Origin of the sequence: Streptomyces rectiviolaceus (assembly GCF_039533825.1) — a bacterium.
GTDB classification, from domain to species: domain Bacteria; phylum Actinomycetota; class Actinomycetes; order Streptomycetales; family Streptomycetaceae; genus Streptomyces; species Streptomyces rectiviolaceus.
Genome location: NZ_BAAAUG010000118.1, coordinates 26426 through 42510 on the forward strand (window position 1 = coordinate 26426; position 16085 = coordinate 42510).

General features: G+C 70.4%; 17 protein-coding genes. 14 read left to right on the forward strand and 3 right to left on the reverse strand.

What is annotated here, in order from left to right; translation table 11 throughout:
- Positions 1 to 35: 35 nt before the first annotated feature.
- Positions 36 to 776, reverse strand: coding sequence for an SDR family NAD(P)-dependent oxidoreductase (locus tag ABD378_RS29470; RefSeq protein WP_344525620.1), 741 nt, complete (start codon positions 774 to 776; stop codon positions 36 to 38).
- Positions 777 to 990: 214 nt separating this feature from the next.
- On the opposite strand from ABD378_RS29470, the gene ABD378_RS29475 reads away from it, so the two are divergent.
- The 4 genes from ABD378_RS29475 (at position 991) to ABD378_RS29490 (ending at position 3623) form a co-directional block, all read left to right on the forward strand.
- The gene (locus ABD378_RS29475; RefSeq protein ID WP_344525621.1) at positions 991 to 1599 is read left to right on the forward strand and encodes a dihydrofolate reductase family protein; all 609 of its coding nucleotides are present in this window, start codon (positions 991 to 993) and stop codon (positions 1597 to 1599) included.
- 132 nt (positions 1600 to 1731) lie between these two features.
- Positions 1732 to 2637, forward strand: a complete 906-nt coding sequence (locus ABD378_RS29480) for a DMT family transporter (protein ID WP_344525622.1) — start codon at positions 1732 to 1734, stop codon at positions 2635 to 2637.
- A 33-nt stretch (positions 2638 to 2670) separates the two neighbouring features.
- Entirely contained in the window at positions 2671 to 3111 is a 441-nt protein-coding gene (locus ABD378_RS29485) for a hypothetical protein (protein WP_344525624.1), read from the forward strand.
- Between the two features lie 92 nt (positions 3112 to 3203).
- Positions 3204 to 3623: a guanyl-specific ribonuclease gene (locus ABD378_RS29490; RefSeq protein WP_344525626.1), complete on the forward strand. Its 420-nt coding sequence runs from the start codon at positions 3204 to 3206 to the stop codon at positions 3621 to 3623.
- 39 nt (positions 3624 to 3662) lie between these two features.
- On the opposite strand, the gene ABD378_RS29495 is transcribed toward ABD378_RS29490, so the two are convergent.
- The gene (locus ABD378_RS29495) at positions 3663 to 3869 is read right to left on the reverse strand and encodes a hypothetical protein (protein ID WP_344525628.1); all 207 of its coding nucleotides are present in this window, start codon (positions 3867 to 3869) and stop codon (positions 3663 to 3665) included.
- A 159-nt stretch (positions 3870 to 4028) separates the two neighbouring features.
- On the opposite strand from ABD378_RS29495, the gene ABD378_RS29500 reads away from it, so the two are divergent.
- Positions 4029 to 5348: a sensor histidine kinase gene (locus ABD378_RS29500; protein WP_344525630.1), complete on the forward strand. Its 1320-nt coding sequence runs from the start codon at positions 4029 to 4031 to the stop codon at positions 5346 to 5348.
- A gap of 175 nt (positions 5349 to 5523) precedes the next feature.
- Positions 5524 to 6195: a response regulator gene (locus ABD378_RS29505; RefSeq protein WP_344525632.1), complete on the forward strand. Its 672-nt coding sequence runs from the start codon at positions 5524 to 5526 to the stop codon at positions 6193 to 6195.
- Positions 6196 to 6748: 553 nt separating this feature from the next.
- Here ABD378_RS29505 and ABD378_RS29510 read toward each other — a convergent pair.
- On the reverse strand, positions 6749 to 7768 hold the full coding sequence (locus tag ABD378_RS29510) for a Gfo/Idh/MocA family protein (protein WP_344525634.1): 1020 nt from the start codon (positions 7766 to 7768) through the stop codon (positions 6749 to 6751).
- A gap of 127 nt (positions 7769 to 7895) precedes the next feature.
- On the opposite strand from ABD378_RS29510, the gene ABD378_RS29515 reads away from it, so the two are divergent.
- From ABD378_RS29515 to ABD378_RS29550, 8 genes are all read left to right on the forward strand, one after another.
- Positions 7896 to 8645, forward strand: coding sequence for a GntR family transcriptional regulator (locus ABD378_RS29515; protein ID WP_344525687.1), 750 nt, complete (start codon positions 7896 to 7898; stop codon positions 8643 to 8645).
- A gap of 116 nt (positions 8646 to 8761) precedes the next feature.
- Positions 8762 to 9754, forward strand: a complete 993-nt coding sequence (locus ABD378_RS29520; RefSeq protein ID WP_344525636.1) for a sugar ABC transporter substrate-binding protein — start codon at positions 8762 to 8764, stop codon at positions 9752 to 9754.
- A 101-nt stretch (positions 9755 to 9855) separates the two neighbouring features.
- On the forward strand, positions 9856 to 10869 hold the full coding sequence (locus tag ABD378_RS29525) for a sugar ABC transporter substrate-binding protein (protein WP_344525638.1): 1014 nt from the start codon (positions 9856 to 9858) through the stop codon (positions 10867 to 10869).
- Entirely contained in the window at positions 10866 to 11942 is a 1077-nt protein-coding gene (locus ABD378_RS29530; protein ID WP_344525640.1) for an ABC transporter permease, read from the forward strand. The genes ABD378_RS29525 and ABD378_RS29530 overlap by 4 nt, the downstream gene beginning before the upstream one ends.
- On the forward strand, positions 11939 to 12760 hold the full coding sequence (locus tag ABD378_RS29535) for an ATP-binding cassette domain-containing protein (protein WP_344525642.1): 822 nt from the start codon (positions 11939 to 11941) through the stop codon (positions 12758 to 12760). The genes ABD378_RS29530 and ABD378_RS29535 overlap by 4 nt, the downstream gene beginning before the upstream one ends.
- A 207-nt stretch (positions 12761 to 12967) precedes the next feature.
- Entirely contained in the window at positions 12968 to 14125 is a 1158-nt protein-coding gene (locus tag ABD378_RS29540; protein WP_160508012.1) for an ROK family glucokinase, read from the forward strand.
- Positions 14126 to 14129: 4 nt separating this feature from the next.
- Positions 14130 to 14741 (forward strand): sugar kinase, encoded by a 612-nt coding sequence (locus ABD378_RS29545; RefSeq protein ID WP_344525645.1) that lies wholly within the window; start codon positions 14130 to 14132, stop codon positions 14739 to 14741.
- Positions 14742 to 14793: 52 nt separating this feature from the next.
- Positions 14794 to 16074 (forward strand): sulfite oxidase, encoded by a 1281-nt coding sequence (locus ABD378_RS29550; RefSeq protein WP_344525647.1) that lies wholly within the window; start codon positions 14794 to 14796, stop codon positions 16072 to 16074.
- Positions 16075 to 16085: the final 11 nt, after the last annotated feature.

Sequence of the window (16085 nt, forward strand, 5' to 3'; positions counted from 1 at the left end):
CCAGCCCGTCCGGCGTTCGATGAGCGGGGTCGCCCCTACGCCCCGTAGCCGCCGTCCACCACCAGCTCCGCGCCCGTGATGAACGCCGCGTCGTCCCCGGCCAGATAGGCGACGAGTGAAGCCACCTCGTCCGGCGAACCGAAGCGGGCCAGGGCCGTCGCCGCCTTCTGCGGCTCGGCGAAGGGGCCGTCCGCCGGGTTCATGTCCGTGTCGATCGAACCCGGGTGCACGACGTTCACGGTGATCCCGCGCCCGGCGAGCTCGCGGGCCAGCGGCTTGGTCATGCCGACGAGCGCCGCCTTGCTCAGTGCGTACAGCGTCGCGCCCGGACCGCCCGCGAACCGCGCGAGTCCGGATCCGGTCGAGATGATCCGGCCCCCGTCGGCCAGCCTCCCGGCCGCCGCCTGCGAGGCCAGGAAGACCGAACGTACGTTGACGGCGAGCACCCGGTCGATGTCGGAGAGCGCCAAGTCCCCGATGGGGCCGAGTACTCCGATGCCCGCGTTGTTCACCAGGATGTCCAGGCGGCCCAGATCGTCCGCCGCACGCTCCACGGCGCCCGCGGCGTCCCCGGGGTCGGCCGCGTCGGCTCGGATGGCGAAGCCGCGCCGGCCGGCCGACTCGATCTTGGCGACCACCTCACGAGCGGCGGCCTCCCCGTTGACGTACGTGATCGCCACATCGGCGCCCTCCTGCGCGAGCCGCAGCGCGATCGCCGCGCCTATGCCGCGGCTGCCGCCGGTCACCAGGGCCGTCCTGCCGGTCAGAGAAGACATGTTCGTAAACCTCATTCGCGTGGTTATGTTCCGCAATGGGCGAGAAGTGCTTGTGGGTTCAATGAAAGCGGTCGGCGCGCGCCGTGGCTGGCGGGAAACGGACAGCGCTTTCCGGCGGGAAAGGACCGCGGGGATGCGATGACTTCTGGGTGGGCGCACGGTCTGAGTAGGTGAGAGAAGCGCTCGGCGACGAAACACGGAAGAGGCATCAGCCATGAAGGTCACGCTCACCCAGTTCCAGACCCTCGACGGCGTGATCCAGGCCCCGGGCGGGCCGGAGGAGGACCGCAGCGACGGGTTCGAGCACGGCGGCTGGTCGGTGCCCTACGGGGACGAGGACTTCGGTGCCTTCGTCACCGAGGTCTTCGACCGGGCCGACGCCTTCCTGCTCGGGCGGCGTACGTACGAGATCTTCGCCTCGTACTGGCCGAAGATGACCGACCCGGCGGACCCGGTGGCATCGCGGCTCAACTCCCTGCCCAAGTACGTGGCCAGCACCACGCTCACCGGCAGCGACTGGCCGGGCACGCGGTTCATCGGCCGGGACGACCTCGCCAAGGACGTGACGCTCCTCAAGGAACAGCCGGGGCGCGAACTCCAGCTGCACGGCAGTGCAGGCCTCGCGCAGTCCCTGATGGCGCACGACCTGATCGACACCGTGCACCTGCTGACGTTCCCCGTGGCCCTCGGCACCGGCAGGCGCCTCTTCGCCGACGGCGGACTGCCCACAGCCTTCCGGCACACCGCGTCGCGCACGACGTCGACGGGCGTCGTCATCAGCACCTACGACCGCGCGGGCCGCCCCGAGTACGGCACCTACTGACGGAGCCCGGACCGCTCAGTGAGACGGTCGCAGCCGTCCCTTCCCGGCGCGATCTGTGCCGGATACGGTGATCGACCCACGTGAGAGCCGCCGAAGTCTCCACACCGCAGCATCCGTTGGAGACAGCGCCCCGTGTCGACGCTCACCGCCCCCGCCGCGCCCGCAGTGCGCCGCTCCTGGCTCACCGATCTGCCCGTCCTGCTGGTGGCCGTCGTCTGGGGCGCCAGCTATCTGGCGGCCAAGGGCATCACGACGACGCACACGGTCGTCGCCGTCCTGGTGCTGCGGTTCGCCGTCGTGCTGCCCGCGCTCGTGGTGGCGGGATGGCGCGGCCTGCGCGCGCTGACGGCGCCGCAGTGGCGCGGGGCGGGGCTGCTCGGGCTGATCCTGAGCGGGATCTTCCTCCTGGAGACGTACGGCGTCGTCCACACGTCGGCGACCAACGCGGGCCTCATCATCAGCCTCACCATGATCTTCACCCCGCTCGCCGAGGCCGCGGTGACGCACAAGAGGCCGCCGCGTGCCTTCCTCGCGGCGGCCGGACTCTCCGTGCTCGGCGTGGTCCTGCTGACCCAGGGCGGCGGCTTCACGCGGCCGTCCCTGGGCGACGGCCTCATCCTCCTTGCGGCGCTCGCGCGCACGGTGCACGTCGTGGCGATGTCCCGGATCAAGGCCGTGCGGGACGCGGACTCCTTGTCGCTCACGACCGTCCAACTGGGCTCCGCCGTGGCCGTGTTCGCGGTGCTCGCGGCCGCGGGCACGGGGGCCTCGCCCTGGTCCGTCGCCGCGGACTTCGGCGCGCGCGAGTGGGCCGGGCTGCTCTTCCTCTCCGTGTTCTGCACGCTCTTCGCCTTCTTCGTACAGATGTGGGCGGTACGCAGGACGTCTCCTTCGCGGGTGAGCCTGCTGCTCGGCACGGAGCCGTTGTGGGCCGCCGCGGTCGGGATCGCGCTGGGCGGGGAACGGCTGGGAGTGGTGGGTCTGGTGGGAGGTGTGCTGGTTCTGGTGGGGACCAGTTGGGGGCGCGGGGCGCGGTGATACCTTCCGTGGTCGATCAAGGAGGGGGAGCCCATGAACGAGTACTTCGAGCAGGACTTCGCCGCGAGCGCGCAGAAGCGCCGCAACTGGGGCGGCGCGCTGTTCTTCGTGGCGGGCATCATCTGGATCGTGCTCGCGTGGCAGCTGATGGCGCCGTTCAGCGACGGGGACGACGAGTACTCGAGCAGCCGCAAGTGCCAGTCGGTGTTGTTCTACGAGGGTGACGCCCCGACATGGGCGGAATCCACGTGGGACGACTGCCGTGCGCAGCGCAGGTGGCCCGAACTCCTTGGCTGGCTGGGGCTTTCGGTGCCGCTCTCGGTGGTGGGCGCCGTGCTCTACACCAGTGGGTCCACCAGTCTGCGGATGCGCGAGTACATGGCGGAACACCGCATCGCTGCCGAGAAGAGCGCTGCCGCGAAGGCGGCTGCCGAGAAAGCCGCAGTCGAGAAGGCGGCTGCCGAGAAGGGCTGACGGCGGTCGGTCGGTGGCGTTGGGTTAACTCCCGGAAAATTCACCGCACTTGACGTTGACACGACAACCTCTACGCGCGTCACACTGGTCGCATGCGAATCCCCCCACGAATCGTGAGCGTCACCGCCCTCGCCGCCGCCCTGCTCATCGGCGGCCCCGTCGCCGCCTCCGCGAACGCGGCCCCGGACCACCACGCCCCCGTGTCGACGGCGTACTCCATCACCGCTGTCGGCGACATCTGCTACTCCGCGCTGCCCGCCCAGGCGCACGACACCCTGGACCTGATCGAGGCGGACGGCCCCTACCCGTATCCGCAGGACGGCACCGTCTTCCAGAACAGGGAAGGCATCCTGCCCTCGCAGGGATCCGGCTACTACCACGAGTACACCGTGGTCACGCCGGGCTCACCGGACCGCGGTGCGCGGCGCATCGTGACCGGTGAGGAGAATCAGGAGGACTACTACACGGCCGACCACTACGATTCCTTCGATCTGGTCGACTACGCCTGCTGAGCCCGCCGTCGCGCGGCACTGGCGCCGCGGCGGCAGGTACTAACGGGCCTTTCGGCTCTCCACGACGGCGAACAGCGCGAGCGCCAGCACGATCAGCGTGACGCCCGCGTAGATCTCGTAGCCGTCGAGGAACCCGATCCGCTGCACGATGCCCCAGCCGCGTAGCCGGCCGGTCAGTTCGTGCACCAGGGCGGCCGCGCCCTGGATCAGGAGAAGGACGCCGAAGACCTCAAGTACCTGCTTCATACCGAAGAGCCTCACCCCGTGGACCCCCCACGCACATCGGCCACGGGGTGAGGCTTCTTCCCCCTGGCACCCCCCGAAAGTCTCCGCGTGCGCGACTTTGGTAGACGATCACGTCCGGACGGCGGCCGATGCTCCCGACAGTGCGTAGATTTGTCGACCATGAGCGGCAGTGAGCCCCCAGCGGTCCCCTCGGCGTCCTCGGCCCCCTTGGCCAGGCGTCCATGGGCGCTGCCCTCGGCCATCGCCGCCGAGTTCGACCCGGACCACGCGCCCCGCAAGAGCAAGAGCACGAGCAAGCGCAAGCGCAGGCCCCGGCGGACCGTGCGCGACTGGCTGGTCGACTTCGCCTGCTTCTTCGTGGCCGTCGCCGTCGGCATGGTGGGCGCGGAGGCGGTAGGCAACAATCCGCACGTCTCGCCCGGCGCGGCGGAAGCCGACCAGCTGATCGGCGCGCTCGCCTGCGCCGCCGTCTGGCTGCGCAGGCGCTGGCCGGTCGGCCTCGCCGTCGCCATGGTGCCGGTCAGCGTGGTCTCGGACACCGCGGGCGGCGCGGCCGCGGTGGCCCTGTTCACCCTCGCGGTGCACCGCCCCTTCCGGTACGTCGGCTGGATCGGCGGGGTCTCGATCGCCGTGCTGCCGTTCGTCTACCGGCTGCGGCCGGACGCCGACCTGCCGTACCTCGTCACCGTCATCCTCGGCGGGCTGCTCAGCGCCGGCGTCATCGGCTGGGGCATGTTCGTGCGCTCGCGCCGACAGCTCCTGCTGAGCCTGCGCGACCGTGCGATCCGCGCCGAGAACGAGGCGGCGCTCCGTGCCGAACAGGCCCAGCGGCTGGCCCGCGAGTCCATCGCCCGCGAGATGCACGACGTGCTCGCCCACCGCCTCACCCTGCTCAGCGTGCACGCGGGCGCCCTGGAGTTCCGGCCGGACGCGCCCCGCGAGGAGATCGTCCGCGCGGCCGGCGTCATCCGGGAGAGCTCGCACGAAGCGCTGCAGGATCTGCGCGAGGTGATCGGCGTCCTGCGTGGCGGTGGCGGCGACGGCGAGGCGTCAGGCCGCCCGCAGCCGACCCTCGCCGCCCTGGAGACCCTGGTCGCCGAGTCCCGTGACGCGGGTATGAAGGTCGCGCTCGACCACCGTGTTGCCGACCCGGCAGCCGTGCCCGCAGCCGTCGGCCGCACCGCCTACCGCATTGCCCAGGAGGGCCTGACCAACGCCCGCAAGCACGCCCCTGGCGCCGAGGTGAGCGTCCTGGTGTCCGGCGCCCCCGGCGAAGGCCTCACCCTGTCGGTGCGCAATCCGCCGCCGCCCGGTGACGTGCCGAACGTCCCCGGTTCCGGACAGGGACTGATCGGCCTCACGGAGCGGGCCACGCTGGCGGGCGGCCGCGTCGAGCACGGGGTCACGGGGGACGGCGGGTTCCGCGTTGACGCGTGGCTGCCGTGGGACTCGTCCGCCGGTCGCGGCGGTGAGCTGTGAGTGCGGTGCCGGGGGCTTCAGGCAAAACACTCTCGGGCCGGGATCCGGCGGGGCTCACTGCGCCGCCGGGCCGAACCGGCCGTCGAGGCCGCGGCGTTCCCGACCCTGCCCGCCCCGGCCGCACCCCGGACGCCGGGCGCGATCGGCCGCTGCGAGATCTCGTTACTGTGGCCCCATGAACCCGATCCGCGTGCTCCTCGTCGACGACGACCCGCTGGTCCGTGCCGGTCTGTCCTTCATGATGGGCGGCGCGGACGACATCGAGATCGTCGGCGAGGCGGCGGACGGCTCCCACGTGGCCCCGCTGGTCGGCGAGCTCCGCCCCGACGTCGTCCTGATGGACATCCGCATGCCCACGATGGACGGCCTCGCGGCGACGGAGGCCCTGCGCAAGCGCCCCGACGCCCCCGAGGTCATCGTCCTCACCACGTTCCACGCCGACGAACAGGTGCTGCGAGCCCTGCGGGCAGGCGCGGCAGGCTTCGTCCTCAAGGACACACCGCCCGCCGAGATCGTCGCGGCGGTACGGGCGGTCGCGGCGGGGGAGCCGGTGCTTTCCCCCACGGTGACGCAGCAGCTGATCACCCAGGTCACGGGGGTGAACCCCCAACAGGGGCGCCGCGAGCGGGCGTTGGAGCGGCTCTCGCTGCTGGGGGAGCGGGAGAGGGAGGTCGCGGTCGCGGTGGGCCGTGGCGCGTCGAACGCGGACATCGCGGCGGAACTCTTCCTGAGCGTGGCCACCGTAAAGGCCCACGTCTCCCGCATCCTGACGAAGCTGGACCTCAACAACCGGGTGCAGGTCGCGCTGTTGGCGCATGACGCGGGGCTGCTGGACAGGGCGGAGTAACTCCCACCCCCGGCTGGGGGCAGCGCTACTAGCGCCTCCCGTTTCTTGGTGGAGCCGTCTTCGGTGACCGGGTTGAGATCGCGTTGTTGGCGCATGATGCGGGTTTGCCGGACGGGGCGGAGTCCCCCCGGCTGGGGGCAGCGCTGCCAGCGCCTCCCGTTTCTTGGCGTAGCCGTCTTCGCGCAAGCGGGTGCAGCTTGCGTTGTTGGCTCATGATGCGGGTTTGCTGGACGGGGCGGAGTGCCCCCCGGCTGGGGGCAGCGCCACCAGGGCCTCCCGCTTCGTGGCGGAGCCGTCTTCGGTGACCGGGTTGAGATCGCGTTGTTGGCGCATGGCGCGGGGCTGCCGGACGGGGCGGAGTCCCCCCGGCTGGGAGTAGCGCTGCCAGCGCCTCCCTTGGTGAAGCCGTCTTCGCGCAAGCCGGTGCAGCTCGCGTTGTTGGCTCATGACGCGGGGCTGCCGGACAGGGCGGAGTCCCCCCGGCTGGGAGCAGCGCTGCCAGCGCCTTCCGTTTCTGCTGGGCGTGGGGGAGTAGCCCCCCGGCCGGGGCGAATCAGTCCCCGGCGATCTCCGCCATCCGTACCAACCGCCCCTCGCGCCGCGACAGTTCGCAGGCCTCGGCGATCCGTAGCGCCTCCAGGGCCTCCCGTCCGTCGCAGGGGTTCTGGCGTTCGCCCCGTACGACATCCACGAACGCCGCGAGCTCCGCCTCGTACGCGGGAGTGAACCGCTCCAGGAAGCCGGGCCACGGCTTGTCGGGCGGTGGCGGGCCCGACGGTTCCACGGACGACAGGGGCGTGCGGTCGTCGAAGCCGACCGCGATCTGGTCGTCATCCCCGGCCAGTTCCATCCGTACGTCGTAGCCCGCGCCGTTGCACCGCGTGGCCGTCGCCGTGGCGAGCGTGCCGTCGTCGAGGGTGAGGACCGCCGCGGCCGTGTCGACGTCGCCCGCGTCGCGGAACATCGAGGGCCCGGCGTCAGAGCCGGTCGCGTACACCTGCGTCACCTCACGGCCCGTCACCCACCGCAGCATGTCGAAGTCGTGGACCAGACAGTCGCGGTAGAGCCCGCCGGAGAGCGGGAGATACGCGGCCGGCGGCGGCGCCGGGTCGGAGGTGATCGCGCGGACCGTGTGCAGCCGCCCGAGCCGCCCCGACCGCACGGCATCGCGCGCCGCCACGTACCCCGCGTCGAACCGCCGCTGGAAGCCCAGCTGAAGCACCGTGCCCGCGGCCTCGACCTCCCGGAGCGCGGCGAGCGTGCCGGGCAGGTCGAGGGCGATGGGCTTCTCGCAGAAGACCGGCAGGCCCGCCCGCGCCGCCTTGCCGATCAGCTCGGCGTGCGCGGAGGTGGCCGCGGTGATCACCACCGCGTCCACGGCGCCCGACCGGCCGCTCCCGGTGAAGACGTCGTCCACCGAAGGCGCCGACGCCGCGCCGATCCGGGCCGCGAGCCCGGCCGCTCGCCCTGCGTCGGCATCGGCGACGACCAGCGCGTCCACCTCCGGATGCCGCTGCAGAGCCGCGGAGTGAAATGTGCCGATACGACCCGTTCCGATCAATCCGATGCGCATGGACCCACCCTCGCCAGAGCCCGCGATCCTGTCAATCCTTTGTCCGGACAACAGAACTTCAGAACTTCCCGTCATCATTCCCTGCGACTACGCTCGCCACGTGCCCAAATCAGCCGCCAAATCAGTCGTGGACCCGACCGTCTCCCTCCAGCTCGGCGTCGACCGCAGCAGCCCGGTCCCGCTGTACTTCCAGCTGTCCCAGCAGCTGGAGGCGGCGATCGAGCGCGGCGCCCTGACCCCGGGCACCCTGCTCGGCAACGAGATCGAGCTGGCAGGGCGCCTCGGCCTGTCCCGGCCGACCGTCCGCCAGGCCATCCAGTCGCTCGTCGACAAGGGGCTGCTCGTGCGCCGCAGGGGCGTCGGCACCCAGGTCGTGCACAGCCAGGTCAAGCGCCCTCTTGAGCTCAGCAGCCTCTACGACGACCTGGAGGCCGCGGGCCAACGCCCCGAGACCCGCGTCCTGCGCAACACCGTCGAGCCCGCGTCCGCCGAGGTCGCAGCCGCGCTCGGCGTCGCGGAGGGCGACGAGGTGCACCTGGTCGAGCGGCTCCGCCTGGCCCACGGCGAGCCGATGGCGTACCTCCGCAACCACCTCCCGTCCGGTCTTCTCGCCCTCGACACCCCACGCCTGGAGGCCACCGGCCTCTACCGCCTGATGCGCGGTGCGAGCATCACCCTGCACAGCGCGCGCCAGTCCGTGGGCGCCCGCGCCGCCACCGCCGAAGAGGGCGAGCGGCTCGGCGAGCCCGCGGGTGCCCCGCTGCTCACGATGCAGCGCACGACCTTCGACGACACGGGCCGCGCGGTCGAGTTCGGCTCGCACATCTACCGCGCCTCGCGCTACTCCTTCGAGTTCCAGCTCCTCGTACGGCCGTAGCCCCCGTACATCACCGTCGTAAGAATGTTCTGACAAATCCATTGACGCTGCCGCGCGCCCGCCGCTAGAACTCCCCCAGCCGCATTCGGGCGGCCGGGAGAAGAGGTGGTCCCACCATGCGTACAGCCCGCACGGCAGCAGCTCTGATAGCGGTGATCGCGCTCGCGGCCGGGTGCAGCAGCTCCGGCGGCAAGGACGACGAGGACAAGTCGGGCGACGGCGGGGGAGGCGGCAAGGGCGTGAACACGCCCCGCCTCAAGATCGCGATGGTCACGCACTCCGGCGAGGGCGACACCTTCTGGGACATCGTCCAGAGCGGCGCCAAGCAGGCGGCCCGCAAGGACAACGTCGCGTTCCTCTACTCCAACGACAAAGAGGCCAAGGGGCAGGCCGAGCTCGTCCAGTCGGCGATCGACAAGAAGGTCGACGGCATCGTCGTGACCCTGGCCAAGCCCGAGGCGATGAAGGCGGTCCTCGGCAAGGCCGAGGCAGCCGGGATACCGGTCGTCACGATCAACTCCGGCGGCGAGTTCTCCGCCGACTACGGCGCGCTCAGCCACATCGGGCAGGACGAGTCCGTGGCGGGCGAGGCCGTCGGTGACGAGCTCACGAAGCGCGGCAAGAAGAAGGTGCTCTGCGTCATCCACGAACAGGGCAACGTCTCCCTGGAGCAGCGCTGCGCGGGCGTCAAGAAGACGCTCAAGGGCTCGGTCGAGAACCTCAACGTCGAGGGCACCAACGCGCCGAACGCCCAGTCCTCCATCAGCGCGAAGCTGCAGGCCACCAAGGACATCGACGCGGTGGTCACGCTCGGCGCGCCCATCGCCGCCCTCTCGGTGAAGGCCAAGGAGGACTCAGGCAGCAAGGCGGAGGTCGCCACCTTCGACCTGAACGCCGAGGTGGTCAAGCGCCTCAAGGCCAAGGAGGTCGGCTTCGCCGTCGACCAGCAGCCCTACCTCCAGGGCTACCTCGCCATCGACGAGCTGTGGCTCTACAAGACCAACGCCAACGTCCTGGGCGGCGGCAAGCCCGTCCTCACCGGACCCGCCATCGTCACTGAGAAGGACGTGCCGAAGCTGGAGAAGTACACCGCCCGCGGTACCCGATGAACGCATGCGTGATCCGCGTGGTCGATACTTGGGCGGCTGGGGCCGGGGATCCGGACCGGCCTCACCGAGGAACAGAGCTAGAGCTAGAAGGGCACGGCGTCGTGGCAAGGGTTCAGACAGGGGTACGTGCGGTGGGCGCCGTGCTGGTCGCGGTGCTCGGGGTATCCCTCGCGGGGTGCAGCAGCACCGGCGGCAAGCGCGCCGAGGACGCACGCAAGGCGGCAACGGCACAGGGCAAGTCCGCGGTGAACACGCCGAACTGGACGTTCGGGATGGTGACCCACTCGGGTGACGGCGACACGTTCTGGGACATCGTCCAGAACGGCGCCAAGCAGGCCGCCGTCAAGGACAACATCAAGTTCCTGTACGCCCACAACGCCGAGGCCCAGCAGCAGGCCCAGCTCGTGGACTCGTACATCGACAAGAAGGTCGACGGCATCATCGTCACCCTCGCCAAGCCCGCCGCCATGAAGGGCGCCCTGGCCCGCGCCAAGAAGGCCGGCATCCCGGTGATCACCGTGAACTCCGGATCCGCGGAGTCCAAGGAGTTCGGCGCGCTGACCCACATCGGCCAGGACGAGACGATCGCGGGCGAGGCCGTCGGCGACGAGCTCAACAAGCGCGGCAAGAAGAAGGCGCTCTGCATCCTGCACGAGCAGGGCAACGTCGGCCACGAGCAGCGCTGCGACGGCGCCAAGAAGACCTTCGACGGCAAGATGCAGAACCTGTACGTGACCGGCACGAACATGCCCGACGTGCAGTCCTCCATCGAGGCCAGGCTCCAGTCCGACAAGTCCATCGACTCGGTCGTCACGCTCGGCGCGCCCTTCGCGGACACCGCGGTGAAGGCCGCGGACAGCGCCGGCAGCAAGGCCGAGGTCGACACCTTCGACCTGAACGAGAAGGTCGCGGCCGGCCTGAAGGACGGCACGCTCGGCTTCGCCGTCGACCAGCAGCCCTACCTCCAGGGCTACGAGGCCGTGGACCTGCTCTGGCTCTACAAGTACAACGCCGATGTGCTCGGCGGCGGCAAGCCGGTCCTCACCGGACCGCAGATCGTCACCAAGGATCAGGCCGCCGAGCTGGAGGAATACGCGAAGCGAGGGACCCGATGACAGCCACAGCCCCGGCGCCCGCCTCTTCGCCTTCCCCGGGTTCCCCGGGCACGAAGACGGACGAGCGCCTCCTGAAGGCGTCGCCGCTGAAGAAGCTGATGGGCCGCCCCGAGCTCGGCTCCGTCGTCGGCGCCATCGCCGTCTTCATCTTCTTCGCGGTCGCCGCGGACAGCTTCATGCAGGCCACCAGCCTCGCCACGGTGCTCTACGCGGCATCGACGCTCGGCATCATGGCGGTGCCGGTGGCGCTCCTGATGATCGGCGGCGAGTTCGACCTGTCCGCGGGCGTCATGGTGACGAGCTCCGCGCTGATCTCGTCGATGTTCAGCTATCAGATGACGGCGAACGTCTGGGTCGGCGTGCTCGTCTCGCTCGTCGTCACCCTGGCGATCGGCGTCTTCAACGGTGTGATGCTGACGCGCACCGACCCGCCGAGCTTCATCATCACGCTCGGTACGTTCCTGATGCTGACCGGCATGAACCTCGGCTTCACCAAGCTGATCAGCGGCACGGTCTCCACGAAGTCGATCGCCGACATGGAGGGCTTCACCTCCGCCAAGGACGTCTTCGCGTCGACGATCACCATCGGCGGCGTCGACTTCAAGATCACGATCCTCTGGTGGCTCGGCCTGATCGCGGTCGCCACCTGGATCCTGCTCCGCACCCGCGTCGGCAACTGGATCTTCGCGGTCGGCGGCGGCGAGGACGCGGCCCGCGCGGTCGGCGTCCCGGTCGCGGCGACCAAGATCGGCCTCTACATGGGCGTCGCCTTCGGCGCCTGGATCTCGGGCCAGCACCTGCTCTTCTCGTACGACGTCGTCCAGTCCGGCGAGGGCGTCGGCAACGAACTGATCTACATCATCGCGGCCGTCATCGGCGGCTGTCTGATCACCGGTGGATACGGCTCGGCGGTCGGCGCGGCCGTGGGTGCCCTCATCTTCGGCATGGTCAGCAAGGGCATCGTGTTCGCCGAGTGGAACCCGGACTGGTTCAAGTTCTTCCTCGGAGTGATGCTGCTCCTGGCGACCCTGCTCAACCACTGGGTCCGCAAGCGCGCGGAGGCGACGAAGTGACCACCGACACGACCGAAGTCACCGACGCGGTCCCGGAGCCGGACCGCACCCCGCTCGTCGAGCTCGACGACGTCAGCAAGTACTACGGCAACATCCGCGCCCTCGAAGGCGTCTCCCTTGAGGTCCACGCGGGCGAGATCTCCTGCGTCCTCGGCGACAACGGCGCGGGCAAGTCGACCCTCATCAAGATCATCGCGGGCCTGCACAAGCACGACGCGGGCGACTTCCGCATCGAGGGTGAGGACGCGAGGCTCGGCTCGCCGCGCGAGGCCCTCGACCGCGGTATCGCCACGGTCTACCAGGACCTCGCCGTGGTCCCGCTGATGCCGGTCTGGCGGAACTTCTTCCTCGGCTCCGAGCCGACGAAGGGCGTGGGCCCCTTCAAGCGCCTGGACGTCGACCTCATGCGCGAGACGACCCGCGCGGAGCTGCTTCGCATGGGCATCGACCTGCGCGACGTCGACCAGCCCATCGGCACCCTGTCGGGCGGCGAGCGCCAGTGCGTGGCGATCGCGCGCGCCGTCTACTTCGGCGCCAAGGTCCTGGTGCTCGACGAGCCGACGGCCGCGCTCGGCGTCAAGCAGTCGGGCGTCGTCCTCAAGTACGTCGCCGCCGCGCGGGACGCGGGCCTCGGAGTGGTCTTGATCACCCACAACCCGCACCACGCGTACCTGGTCGGCAACCGCTTCGTCCTTCTGAAGCGGGGCACGATGTTCGGCAGCTACGCCCGCGACGAGATCACCCTGGACGAGTTGACCCGCCAGATGGCGGGCGGCAGCGAACTCGACGACCTCCGTCACGAACTGGAGAAGCGCTGAGCAGCGCCCCACCAGGGGCGCGGGGAACTGCGCGACCAGCCACAAAGATGCCGCAGTCGCGTCTGCTCGGTCACCCAGCAGACGCGACTGCGGCATTTCTCGGGCTGAGCGCGCAGTTCCCCGCGCCCCTGGCGGGGCACCCCGGGGTGCCGGGCACCCCGGGGTCCGTTGTGCGCGCCCCCGCGAGTGTGAGGCAGAATCGCCGCAATGAGCACCTACCGCGACCTCGCGCACCGTGGCTCCGCCCGAGCCACCGTTCTGCGGACCGTGGGCACGCGTGAGCGCCGATCCCATCTGACGGCGCCCCGCGTCCCCACCGTCGGCATCGACATCGGCGGCACGAAGGTGATGGCGGGCGTCGTCGACGCCGACGGCAACATCCTGGAGACGCTCCGCACGGAGACCCCGGACAAGTCCAAGAGCCCCAAGGTCGTCGAGGACACCATCGTCGAGCTGGTCCTCGACCTCTCCGACCGGCACGACGTGCACGCGGTGGGCATCGGTGCGGCGGGCTGGGTCGACGCGGACCGCAACCGCGTCCTGTTCGCCCCGCACCTGTCCTGGCGCAACGAACCGCTGCGCGACCGCATCTCGGGCCGCCTCGCGGTCCCCGTGCTCGTCGACAACGACGCGAACACCGCCGCGTGGGCGGAGTGGCGCTTCGGCGCGGCCCGCGGCGAGGACCACCTGGTCATGATCACGCTCGGTACCGGCATCGGCGGCGCGATCCTGGAGGACGGCCAGGTCAAGCGCGGCAAGTTCGGCGTGGCCGGGGAGTTCGGCCATATGCAGGTGGTCCCGGGCGGCCACCGCTGCCCCTGCGGAAACCGCGGCTGCTGGGAGCAGTACAGCTCCGGCAACGCGCTGGTCAGGGAGGCCCGCGAGCTCGCCGCTGCCGACTCCCCGGTCGCGTACGGGATCATCGAGCGGGTCAAGGGCAACATCCCCGACATCACGGGCCCCCTGATCACGGAGCTGGCCCGGGACGGCGACGCGATGTGCGTGGAGCTGCTCCAGGACATCGGCCAGTGGCTCGGCGTAGGCATCGCGAACCTGGCCGCCGCCCTCGACCCGTCCTGCTTCGTGATCGGCGGCGGCGTCTCGGCCGCCGACGACCTCCTGATCGGCCCGGCCCGTGACGCGTTCCGCCGCCAGCTGACGGGGCGCGGCTACCGCCCCGAGGCCCGTATCGCCCGCGCCCAGCTGGGCCCCGAGGCGGGCATGGTGGGCGCCGCCGACCTGGCGCGTCTGGTGGCACGCCGCTTCCGCAGGGCGAACCGGCGCCGGGTGGAGCGCCACGAACGCTATGAGCGCTATGTGGAAGCGCGCCGTACCAACGACCGCACCTCTCAGGGAACCCAGTAAACACATGACCGTCCCCCGCCAGCCTTCCTCCCCGGACTCCCCGGACTCTCCGGACTCCCCGGATCCCGCCGACGAGGGGGGCCGCCCCCGCGAGGGCCGCCGCCACATGATCCGCCGCCGCTGGCTGACGGCCACGATCATCGTGCTCCTGATCGGTGTACCGGCCGGCTATCTGGTGATCTCCGCGAACCAGAGCCGCAACAGCGGCCGCGACAAGGAGGCCAAGTACTCCGCGACCGGCCTCACCGCGGGCTGGCCCTCCAAGGTGCAGCGCCGCCTCTACGACGTGCCGATCCCCCCGTACTCCAGGGAAGTCGCCTACTACGAGACGAACAACTGGCGCACCAGCCGCCTGTACGTCCAGTTCCTGACGAGCAACAAGGGCCTGGACAAGTTCCTCAAGCGGATCGGCTCGAGCACCAAGACACTGGAGAAGAACGACATCACGATCAGCAAGCGCGACCGCAAGGTCGTCGGCTGGGAGTTCACGGACCCGGGCCCCTGGCTGGGTCTCACCCACGCGAACAAGGACCCGGCGCCGACCCTGGACGTGGTGGTGAACCGCGTCAATCCGGAGCACCCGATGGTCTATGTAGTGTCTACGACAACCCCGTAACTGGCGTGTTTCAACGGTGAGTTGAGCGGGGGCGGCTCGTACGATGACGCCCATGATCTTCAAAGAGACGTCCGACGGGGCATCCGAAGAGGAGTACGACAGACGCCGACGCGCTCAGTGGCTCGCGGGGGAGGCACGGGCGGACGGGGTGGCGCGCAGGGACATGCTGCGGCTGCTCGCGGCGGCGGGGGCCGCGGGCGCGGTCTCGTCACTGGGAGCACCCCGTGCGAACGCGGCGGCCCCCGCCGCGGCCGGGATCGTGAAACCGCTCCCTGCGGACCGCTTCACGATCCGCGGCACGAACGCGGAGACGAAGTTCGAGGCACTGGCGCAGACGGCCCACCTCACCCCCGCCTCCCACTTCTTCGTACGCAACCACACGGCGACGCCACGCCTGGACCCGAAGAGATGGAGCCTGAAGATCTGGGGCGACGGCCTGCGGGGCGGCGGGTCGCGGCAGTTCACACTCACAGACCTAAAACGCCTCCCGTCGACGACACGCACCGCGTTCGTCGAATGCGCGGGCAACGGCAGAAGCTTCTTCACGACCCAGCAGGGCCAGCCGGCCTCGGGCACGGCCTGGACCCTGGGAGCGATCGGCAACGCCCGCTGGCGCGGCGTACGCCTCTCCGAAGTCCTGCGCCGGGCAGGCGTGTCGCGCCATGCGGTGGACGTGATGCCGAGCGGTCTTGACGCGGACTACATCACGGACGACGGCACGAACCTGGGCAGGGTCCGCCGCCCGCTCCCGCTCGCCAAGGCGATGGACGACGTGATCCTCGCGTACGAGATGAACGGCGCCCCACTCCCCGCGGACCACGGCTACCCGGTGAGGCTCCTGGTCCCGGCGTGGGTGGGCATCGCGTCGATCAAATGGGTGGGCGACATCGAGGTCTCGTCACAACCCCTCTTCTCGCCCTGGAACACGCAGTTCTACCGCCTGTTCGGCGAGTCGTACCCGGAAGAGGGCAGCGCCCCGCTCACCCACCAGACCCTGAAGTCCGCCTTCGAACTCCCTTGGAACGCAAGCCTCGCGGCATCCACGACCCACCACCTCACCGGCCGCTCATGGTCGGCGAAGGGTGCGATCACCCGAGTGGACATCAGCACGGACGCGGGCACGACATGGCACCCCGCCCGCCTCAAGGACACCCCTCACCGCGCCACTTGGACCCGCTGGACCACCCCCTGGCACCCCAGAACCCCGGGCCCGACCACAATCCTGGCCCGAGCCACCGACACCACCGGCCACACCCAGCCGGAGGCGACGGTGCACAACAGTCAGGGGTATTTGTTTGATGCGGTGGTGCGGCATGTGGTGCGGGTGGTGTGAGGGAGGGGGCG

Bases quoted from the DNA above. Each gene is read 5' to 3' on its own strand.
- ABD378_RS29545 (WP_344525645.1), top strand. From the start codon at position 14,130: ATGACCGTCCCCCGCCAGCCTTCCTCCCCGGACTCCCCGGACTCTCCG.
- ABD378_RS29500 (WP_344525630.1), top strand. From the start codon at position 4,029: ATGAGCGGCAGTGAGCCCCCAGCGGTCCCCTCGGCGTCCTCGGCCCCC.
- ABD378_RS29540 (WP_160508012.1), top strand. From the start codon at position 12,968: ATGAGCACCTACCGCGACCTCGCGCACCGTGGCTCCGCCCGAGCCACC.
- ABD378_RS29470 (WP_344525620.1), bottom strand. From the start codon at position 776: ATGTCTTCTCTGACCGGCAGGACGGCCCTGGTGACCGGCGGCAGCCGC.
- ABD378_RS29505 (WP_344525632.1), top strand. From the start codon at position 5,524: ATGAACCCGATCCGCGTGCTCCTCGTCGACGACGACCCGCTGGTCCGT.
- ABD378_RS29530 (WP_344525640.1), top strand. From the start codon at position 10,866: ATGACAGCCACAGCCCCGGCGCCCGCCTCTTCGCCTTCCCCGGGTTCC.
- ABD378_RS29550 (WP_344525647.1), top strand. From the start codon at position 14,794: ATGATCTTCAAAGAGACGTCCGACGGGGCATCCGAAGAGGAGTACGAC.
- ABD378_RS29490 (WP_344525626.1), top strand. From the start codon at position 3,204: ATGCGAATCCCCCCACGAATCGTGAGCGTCACCGCCCTCGCCGCCGCC.
- ABD378_RS29495 (WP_344525628.1), bottom strand. From the start codon at position 3,869: ATGAAGCAGGTACTTGAGGTCTTCGGCGTCCTTCTCCTGATCCAGGGC.
- ABD378_RS29510 (WP_344525634.1), bottom strand. From the start codon at position 7,768: ATGCGCATCGGATTGATCGGAACGGGTCGTATCGGCACATTTCACTCC.
- ABD378_RS29520 (WP_344525636.1), top strand. From the start codon at position 8,762: ATGCGTACAGCCCGCACGGCAGCAGCTCTGATAGCGGTGATCGCGCTC.
- ABD378_RS29475 (WP_344525621.1), top strand. From the start codon at position 991: ATGAAGGTCACGCTCACCCAGTTCCAGACCCTCGACGGCGTGATCCAG.
- ABD378_RS29485 (WP_344525624.1), top strand. From the start codon at position 2,671: ATGAACGAGTACTTCGAGCAGGACTTCGCCGCGAGCGCGCAGAAGCGC.